Annotated in this window: 1 protein-coding gene; it reads right to left on the bottom strand. The window is 57.2% G+C overall.

Annotated features, from left to right (window positions below):
• Positions 1-215, bottom strand: a 215-nt coding sequence (locus tag B4U49_RS00025) for a hypothetical protein (RefSeq protein WP_143735404.1), incomplete at both ends; no start/stop codon positions are given.

Raw genomic sequence — 215 nt, 5'->3', positions numbered from 1 at the left:
GTAATTTTCGCCTTATCCTGCCAGTCCGCGACCATGCGCCCTGCTTTGTTGTAGCGGAAGCTGGTGATACTGTCCGGGGTAGTCTCCTGCAACAGGCGACCAAACGGGTCTCGCTCAAACAGGGTATCGATCCCCTGACCAGATGCCGTATCAGTTACGGCTCTGCTAGCTACCAGATGGCCGGCTTTGTTGTAGGCGTAGCGGGTGATACGGCC

Origin of the sequence: Microbulbifer mangrovi (genome assembly GCF_002009015.1) — a bacterium.
Taxonomy (GTDB): Bacteria; Pseudomonadota; Gammaproteobacteria; order Pseudomonadales; family Cellvibrionaceae; genus Microbulbifer; species Microbulbifer mangrovi.
This window is presented reverse-complemented; position numbering and strand designations above follow the sequence as displayed.